This window comes from Parabacteroides sp. An277 (assembly GCF_002159645.1).
In the GTDB taxonomy this organism is placed as follows: domain Bacteria; phylum Bacteroidota; class Bacteroidia; order Bacteroidales; family Tannerellaceae; genus Parabacteroides.
Genome location: NZ_NFJB01000065.1, coordinates 1 through 7,978, shown reverse-complemented (window position 1 = coordinate 7,978; position 7,978 = coordinate 1). Strand labels below are relative to the sequence as shown.

Genomic DNA, 7,978 nt, shown 5'->3' with positions numbered 1-7,978 from the left:
GACTGGACGGCAACCATTCCGGATTGCGGGGTTCCACCTTCTTCACGACACGTTCGCCGCGAAGCATATCATTCAAGAAAGCGCGCAACTGTTCCCTGTCTGAAAACGCTTTCTTAAAGCTGTAATCCAGCTTCATATCTACATATCCTGCCATAGCTAAGGATGCTTTTAAATGGTTCCGCCAATAGTAGCGTAGGGCAAAGATACGAACTTCTTTTGTAAAGGCGAGCATTGGGCGGGGAATTTATGCCTGAAATCGTTTTCGTTTATAACGAGAATCGTTTTCAATTATAACTATAATCGTTTGCATATATCCTTATATTTTCCCCATGTATGCTATCTTTTTTAGGCAGAACGAGTTCGAAAATTTGTTTAGTTCGAAGAAAAGCGATAAATTCGCGCGATTAAAAACAAAAAGAATAGAAAGGCTTTGCTATGAAAAGAAAATCTATAAAAGATTGGGGCAATGATGAACGTCCGCGCGAACGAGCACTCCAAAACGGAATCTCTTCCCTTAGTAATGCGGAATTGTTAGCTATTTTGATAGGTTCGGGAAATAGTGATGAATCTGCGGTAGAGTTATCGCAACGCATTTTGTCTTCTGTACGGCAGAATTTGCATGAGTTGAGCCGGCTTACGTTGTCTGATTTGATGCAGAATTTTAAAGGTATTGGCCAGGCAAAGGGATTGACCATATTGGCTGCTATTGAATTAGGACGGAGGCGCATGGTGGCGAAATCTCCCCATTATTTTAGAATCGCCACCAGCGAGGATGTATTTAAAGCGTTTTTCCCTTTAGTGGGCGACTTGCCTTATGAGGAGTTTTGGATAGCTACGTTAAATCGTTCCAATAAAGTGATTCATAAACAGAAGATAAGTCAGGGAGGCGTGTCGGAAACCATTGTGGACGTAAAGGTTATTTTGAAGGTGGCGTTAGAAAGGTTGGCCTCAGGCATTCTACTTTGCCATAATCACCCTTCGGGGAATCTTTTGCCAAGCCGCGCCGATGATAAAATGACATGGGAAATCAACCGAGCCGCCCGTCTTTGCGACATTCAGTTGGTAGACCATGTCATTATCTCCGGTACACGCTTTTATAGTTATGCCGACGAAGGTAGGCTGGATGTTTCTATTTGAAAGGTAATCGTGGAAAGAGTTTGCGGAAACGAACCAAGTGGCTTGAAATATTATTCCCGGCAATAATCAACGTAACGGCAGATAAAATCAATACGATTCCAGTACAAAGGCGAGGCGTCAGTGCTTCGCCGAAAACCAGCACGCCAAAGAAAATAGCGGTCAAGGGTTCTAATGCACCCAAGATAGCAGTTGGCGTCGGGCCGATATATTGAATGGCTTGTGTGGTACATAGGAACGAAATGACGGTGGGGAAAAGGGCTAAAGCTATCAGGTTTCCCCACAGATACCACGTATCGGTGATTAATAAATCCCGTCCAAAATCTACACGGACTAAGAAAAGTGTGAAACCGAAAAGCAACACGTAGAACGTGAGGGTTACTGTCGGGACAACCTTCAGCATCGGACGATTGACACCAATGATGTAGATGGCATACGAAAGGGCCGATGCCATCGCCAATCCGATACCGATGAGGCTGAGTGTTTCACCTCCATCTCCTTGATATAGTAATCCGATGCCGGAAAGTGCCAGGAAGATGCAGGCCATAGTGAGCTTCGTCAGCTTTTCCCGGAAAAAGAGGGCCATGATGACGGCCACCATAATCGGATAGACAAATAGAAGTGTCGAGGCGATGCCGGCATCCATGTAATTATAACTCAGGAATAGTGTTAACGAGGAGAGTGCCATCAACATGCCCATTAAGGCAAGCGGTAAAACCTCTTGGGGACGTACTTTAAAACTCCGTCCGCGTGCCTTAATCATGCAGGCCATGATGGGAATGGCCAATGCATAGCGGAAGAAAAGTACGGAGTCGGGGTTCATCCCATCTTTATAAAGCGGTAATGCAAACAGGGGATTCATGCCATACGTCGCGGCGGCAATTGTCCCTAATAAATATCCTTTTGCTTTTGTGTTCATATCTTATTCTTCTACTTCGAATTGTTCCAAGAAAAGAGATTCGCCATCCCAAACGATGTACGAGAAGTGTTGCATCCAATCTCCGGCTATCAGCAGGCGACTGGTGCGACTGAGCATGAGGTCGAGCATGATGTGCCGATGTCCGAAGATAAAGAAATGGATATCGGGATGCGTCTGCAAATAGGATTTGGCAAATCGGACTAAATACTCGGCACTTTCGCCTTGATATGAGACCTCTTCTTGTTTTTTCAGTCCCTGCTTCCGGCTGCTGAGCGACCAGCCAAGGGCGAACCCGAACGTCCAGCGTGGGTGGATGGCGCTATACAAGATTTGGCAAACGCGGTTCCGGAACAACCAGCGCATGAATCGAAATGCCCGGCTGCGGTCGTCTACTTCGTCGCCATGCGCCAAGAAGAAACGTTTGCCCAGCAAGTCGATGGTCAGGGGTTCGCGGTGGATGATGGCGCCTACCTCTTGGGGTAAATAATCGAACATCCAAATGTCGTGGTTGCCGATGAAGAAGTGGATTTCCACGCCCGCGTCGGATAGTTCTGCCACTTTCCCCAAGAAACGGGTAAACCCTTTCGGTACGACGTATTTGTACTCATACCAATAATCGAACATATCGCCCAGAAACCATACGGCTTGGGCATCATCCTTAATGCTGTCCAACCAGCGGACCAGTTTTCGCTCGGCGGCCCTTCCGTCAGAGAGGAAACGGGCGCCAAGATGGGCGTCAGAAGCAAAATAGATTTTTGTACGTGATGTAACCATTACAAGAAACCTAATTCCAGTTTTGCCTCTTCCGACATCATGTCTTTATCCCATTCCGGCTCGAACACCAGGTTGACTTCCACGTTCTTTACGTCTTGAATCGAGGCGACCTTCATCCGGATGTCTTCCAGGAGAAAATCAGCTGCCGGGCAATTGGGCGCAGTCAGTGTCATGTCGATACGGACGTTCTTTTCGTCGTCTACGTCGATTTTATATATCAATCCCAAATCATATACGTTTACCGGTATTTCCGGGTCGTAGACTGTTTTCAGCATGGCGACTATCGCCTCTTCTGTTTGCAGAAATTCGTTCTTCATTTCTTTTTCTTTATCGATGAGGGAACAAAGGTACGAAACTTTTCAGAGCCATTCAATAAGCGATTCGAAGGCCATGGCGTGCGAACCTTTCAGCAGGATGTGATACCCTTCCAGCGGATGTGCCTTCAGATAGTCTTGCAATTCCGCTGTAGTGGGGAAAGTCTTATATTCATTTTTCGTTTGGGCGAAATGCGGGCCGCAAAGCCAAACTGTATCGATGCCAGTTGTTTGGAGTTGGTCCACTATCTCTTGGTGCAATGCGTCGCTCTGTTCGCCCAGTTCGTACATGTCTCCCAGGATGACTGCTTTCGGTTGGCACGTCAGGCGGGCGAAATTGTCCAACGCCGCTTGCATACTGCTCGGGTTGGCATTGTAAGCATCCACTATCACTTCGTTGCGGGCCGTTTGAAGAAGCTGCGAACGATGGTTGGTTGGTTCGTAGGCGGCGATGGCGCGGCTGATGCGTTCGGCCGGAATCTTGAAGTAGCGTCCGGCAGCTACGGCAACCAGCAAGTTGTTCAGGTTATAGTTTCCGATGAGGTGTGTCTCGACAGTATGTACTTTGCCCTGCTGTTTCCAGTCGAACGTCAGGTAAGGGTCGGCACTGACCACGTGTCCCACGGCGAAATCGCCTTCCACCTGTCCGTAGGTAATTTGTTCCAAGCCTTTGGCGATAGACTGCAGTGCAGCGTTCTCTTTCTGGATAAAAATCTTGCCATGCGTATGGCGCAGGTAGTCATACAATTCGCCTTTCGTATGGAGCACGCCTTCAAACGAACCAAATCCTTCCAAATGTGCCTGGCCGACATTCGTAATCACTCCATAATTCGGCGCTGCTATCTCGCAGAGTGCCTTGATTTCGCCTGGGTGGTTGGCGCCCATCTCCACAACCGCCATTTCATGGTCGATTGTCAGGCGGAGCAACGTGAGCGGCACCCCGATTTCGTTGTTCAGGTTTCCTTCCGTATACAGTACGTTGTATTTGGTCGAGAGGACAGCGGCGAGGAGTTCTTTGGTCGTCGTTTTGCCGTTTGTCCCCGTGACGGCGATCAGCGGCGTACCCAGGGCTTTGCGATGCCGGTGTGCCAATTGTTGCAACGTCTTCAGGGTGTTGTCTACCAGGATGCAGCGGTCGCCCATTGCATAGGCGGGGTCGTCGATAATGGCATAAGCAGCTCCTGCCTTCAGGGCTTCTTCCGCATATTTATTCCCGTCGAAACGAGCTCCTTTCAGGGCAAAAAACAGGCCGTTTTTAGGACAATTCCGGCTATCGGTCGATACCTGCCGGTGATGTATAAACAGTTCGTACAAGTCAGAGATATCCATAATCGAATGTTTCTTTAAAAACCGGCGCAAAAGTACGCATAAAATTGTATCCCGCAAGTTGTCCGGGTAGAAAAAATCGCTCGCGTAAGTTACGCAAGTCGTTCCTCACACGTGGTGAAGCTTGCGTAACTTACGCCGATTTCATTTCTGGCTTCCGATCCACGTCCATCGGTGCCAAAGGCTTTCCAGCGGTCCCTGTTTATGGCGGGCAAGCCACCAACGGCAAAAGGCGATTTGCAGCACGAAGACTACGATGCCTATCAGCAGGCTCACGGTATAACCGCAATAGGGCGCCAGGTAAAGTCCGAAAGGAAAATAAATGAGGGAACCGATAACGGATTGCGAGATGTAGTTCGTCAGGCTCATGCGTCCGTAGAAGCGGAGGTGGGAGACGGCCTGGCTAAAGCGCGGCGTCTGGTAAAGCCAGAGGAAGGAAGCGACGAGCACGGCGGTGAAGGCCAGTTTCTGCCACATGTCGAAAGCGGTCCCGGCGGTTTGCTGGATGAACGTTTCGCTCTTCATCAGTTCTTCGTGCCAAGCATAAAGGGGCGAAAAGAGCACGGCGCTCAGGATGAGTATCCGCATCCAGAATACCCGGTTGGCTTCGGTTGCGGCAAAATGTCCGGTCCGTCCTAAATAGAAACCTAAGAGGAAAAGCCCTGCCGTCTGGAAGAATCGTCCGGCATTGACGGCCCACAGGAGGCTTGCTTTTTGTCCTAACGTGATGTTGCACCACAAGAAATCCCAGAAGTTGCCTGATTTTGTGACTTCCCCCACTGTGGCATACATTTCGCCCACTTTCCAGTCGGGCAAGGCGTGGGCAGGGTTCACGAGGTGTGCTACGAAATGATACCATTCCACGGGTTGCAAAAGGAAGAAGACGGCGGCCACGAGCAAAGCCCGGTTGCTCCAGTTTCGCGTGAAAAACAAGACCAGCCCGACGACGGCAAACAGTAGCAGCACATCGCCCGCAGGGAAGAAGGCCGCATCCAATGTGGCAAATGCCACCAGCAATATCAGTCGCCAGAGGAAGCGGTATCCGAAATCCTTCCCTCGTATCCGCTGGTTATGGCTTTGAATATAAAATGTAAATCCAAACAGCAGGGCGAAGATGGCATACGCTTTGCCGGCAAAAAGAGCAAAGATGCCTGTAAACACGCCTTGGTCGAGTACCTGCAACCAAGCCGGGGACGACGTCGGGTAAACGGAAAAAATAAAGTGCTCCAAATTGTGCACCAAGACAATAGCCATGACGGCAAAACCGCGCAAGGCATCCACTCCTTCGATACGGGGTACTTTGGTAAGAGATGTTTCCATAATGTGTGTTTTTTTAATTTAATCTGTTATTATGCTTTTTATCCACTCGGATAGGAGAGACAAAGGTAAAAATATTTTTGTATTCCTATCCCATCTCTGCCGAAGTTCTTGCGCATTTCGTAGATAATTTGTAAGTTCGCGGCTTTAATTACTTAATCAATCAAACAATATGGCAAACGGAGAGTTACGTTCGGGTGAACGCGTGCTGGCAGTGGATGCGCTGCGCGGCTTTGCAGTGATGGGAATCGTGTTATTGCACAACATTGAGCATTTCAATTTTTATTCTTTCCCAGAGGCGGCTTCGCCCTTTTGGGGTAGTTTGGACAAGCAGCTATGGGATTTGCTTTTCTTTCTTTTTTCGGGTAAGGCGTATGCCATCTTCGCCCTGCTTTTTGGTTTTACTTTTTATTTGCAGCAACATCATTGCGAACAGCGGGGCGAGGATTTCCGTAACCGCTATATGTGGCGATTGCTCTTATTGTTAGGCTTTGGGTTTATCAATGCGTCGTTCTTTCCGGGCGAGATATTGGTACTCTATGCTTTGCTCGGCTTCGTGCTGGTGCCGGTGCGGCATCTGTCGAACAAGGCTGTGGCATGGATTGCTTTCATCCTGATGCTGCAACCTTTGGAGTGGGGTAAGGTGGTGTATGCGCTGTTGAATCCGGCGGCGAATCCCGAACAGACGCTTTTCTCGTTGGGCGATGTCTATCCGGAGTTGGGTGGAGATTCGTTGTGGGAGATGATAAAGGTGAATTTCGTGACCGGTCAGCTCGCCAGCCTGAATTGGGCGTGGTGTTACGGGCGTGTCTTCCAGACAGCCTCTCTCTTTATGATAGGTATGCTCTTAGGACGGAAAGGATTGTTCCGGCTGACGGACGAGACGCGTACGGAGGTAATGTGTTTCTGGCAACGGGTTGCTTTCTATGCCCTTCCGAGTGCCGTGTTGCTTTATTTCGGAAAAGAGTTCCTGTACCCGCAAATCGCGAACCCTTTCCTGAAAGCCACCATGCAAACCATTTGGAATTCGTGGTATAACCTGGCGTTCATGCTGGTGATGGTCAGTGGATTCCTTTTACTATACTGGATTAACGAAGGACGGGTACAACGCGTATTGGTTCCGTATGGGAAGATGAGTTTGACGGATTACATCTCGCAATCCATCCTCGGTAGCTTCCTTTACTTCGGCTATGGGTTGGGATTGCATCAATATTGCGGGACGACGTCCAGCCTCCTTATCGGCATTGCCTTCTTCCTCTTGCAATTAGCTTTTGCCCACTGGTGGTTCCGCCATTTCCGCCGCGGTCCTTTGGAGACCATTTGGCATCGGCTGACGTGGATAGGGAAGAAGTAGCGGGGTATTTACCGGAAATGTAGGCGTAAATGACGAGAGTTTGACCTAAAACCGAAGCCATTTACGCCTGTTTTGTAGGGCGTTTTCTTTTAACATACTTGTTGAGGATGACCCCGTTCTATTATCGTCTGAGGTTTCCCTATTAATTCAGGGATTACCTCGCTATCCGATGGAGTGGCATCGCTTTGAAATCTATCTGTTAATGCAAATAAGTCGTTACGGTTATCTTCCGGAAGATAATTCCAGACGGTGCAACCGTCTAACTATGCTTAACCGAGGTTTGTACGAAGTGCTACCTTCGGTAGTGAGGCCCTTTCTTATACGACCTCGAAGGGGTCGAATTTGTTTTTTGCAGGATATTATATATCTTTGTCTTCCAAAAGAAATACCAACATTAATTATGAGTTACACAAGATTACTTTATCATCTTATTTTTCGCCCCCAAAATAGTATTCCTGCTATTACGGTTGAATATGAAAACGATCTGTATCGTTATATATGGGGTATTGTTAAAGAAAAAGGTGGCATATTGTATCGCATAGGCGGTATGCCCAATCATATCCATCTATTACTCCAGCTTCCTCCAACCGTGACACTGTCTGCTTTTATGCATGATATGAAAATAGCAACCCATAAATACCTTTGTGCCCAAAAGGAGAAATTCCCTCTTTTCACAGGTTGGGGGAAATCTTATTGTGCCTTAACTTGTTCGGCTATGGAAAAGGATAAAGTGGGCTCAGTAGAAATTTAGTGGGGATATGCATATAGTTTTGCAATACGGAATAAGAAGAACTTCTTGTCTGCAACCCCTCTGAGGTTTGCTCTGAATAGTTTGATTTT

Annotated in this window: 8 protein-coding genes; 3 read left to right on the top strand and 5 right to left on the bottom strand. The window is 48.1% G+C overall.

Annotated features, from left to right (window positions below; translation table 11 throughout):
• The first annotated feature begins 435 nt into the window (after positions 1-435).
• Positions 436-1,137 carry a DNA repair protein RadC gene (gene radC / locus B5F77_RS15095; RefSeq protein WP_087332264.1) on the top strand — a complete coding sequence of 234 codons (702 nt, stop codon included), beginning with the start codon at positions 436-438 and terminating at the stop codon, positions 1,135-1,137.
• Here the strand turns inward: radC and B5F77_RS15090 are convergent.
• The 5 genes from B5F77_RS15090 to B5F77_RS15070 all read right to left on the bottom strand — a co-directional run bounded on the left by B5F77_RS15090 (position 1,130) and on the right by B5F77_RS15070 (position 5,787).
• Positions 1,130-2,053, bottom strand: a complete 924-nt coding sequence (locus B5F77_RS15090; protein WP_087332262.1) for a DMT family transporter — start codon at positions 2,051-2,053, stop codon at positions 1,130-1,132. The genes radC and B5F77_RS15090 overlap by 8 nt on opposite strands.
• Before the next feature lie 3 nt (positions 2,054-2,056).
• Complete coding sequence (locus B5F77_RS15085) at positions 2,057-2,827, bottom strand: UDP-2,3-diacylglucosamine diphosphatase (protein ID WP_087332260.1); 771 nt, start codon at positions 2,825-2,827, stop codon at positions 2,057-2,059.
• Positions 2,827-3,144, bottom strand: a complete 318-nt coding sequence (locus tag B5F77_RS15080) for an iron-sulfur cluster assembly protein (protein ID WP_087332258.1) — start codon at positions 3,142-3,144, stop codon at positions 2,827-2,829. The genes B5F77_RS15085 and B5F77_RS15080 overlap by 1 nt, the downstream gene beginning before the upstream one ends.
• A gap of 42 nt (positions 3,145-3,186) precedes the next feature.
• Complete coding sequence (gene murF, locus B5F77_RS15075; RefSeq protein ID WP_087332256.1) at positions 3,187-4,470, bottom strand: UDP-N-acetylmuramoyl-tripeptide--D-alanyl-D-alanine ligase; 1,284 nt, start codon at positions 4,468-4,470, stop codon at positions 3,187-3,189.
• 141 nt (positions 4,471-4,611) lie between these two features.
• Entirely contained in the window at positions 4,612-5,787 is a 1,176-nt protein-coding gene (locus tag B5F77_RS15070; protein ID WP_087332253.1) for a DUF418 domain-containing protein, read from the bottom strand.
• A 169-nt stretch (positions 5,788-5,956) separates the two neighbouring features.
• On the opposite strand from B5F77_RS15070, the gene B5F77_RS15065 reads away from it, so the two are divergent.
• Positions 5,957-7,138 carry a DUF418 domain-containing protein gene (locus B5F77_RS15065; RefSeq protein WP_087332251.1) on the top strand — a complete coding sequence of 394 codons (1,182 nt, stop codon included), beginning with the start codon at positions 5,957-5,959 and terminating at the stop codon, positions 7,136-7,138.
• Between the two features lie 400 nt (positions 7,139-7,538).
• Positions 7,539-7,889, top strand: coding sequence for an IS200/IS605 family transposase (gene tnpA, locus B5F77_RS15800; RefSeq protein ID WP_162608019.1), 351 nt, complete (start codon positions 7,539-7,541; stop codon positions 7,887-7,889).
• The last annotated feature ends 89 nt before the right edge of the window (positions 7,890-7,978 follow it).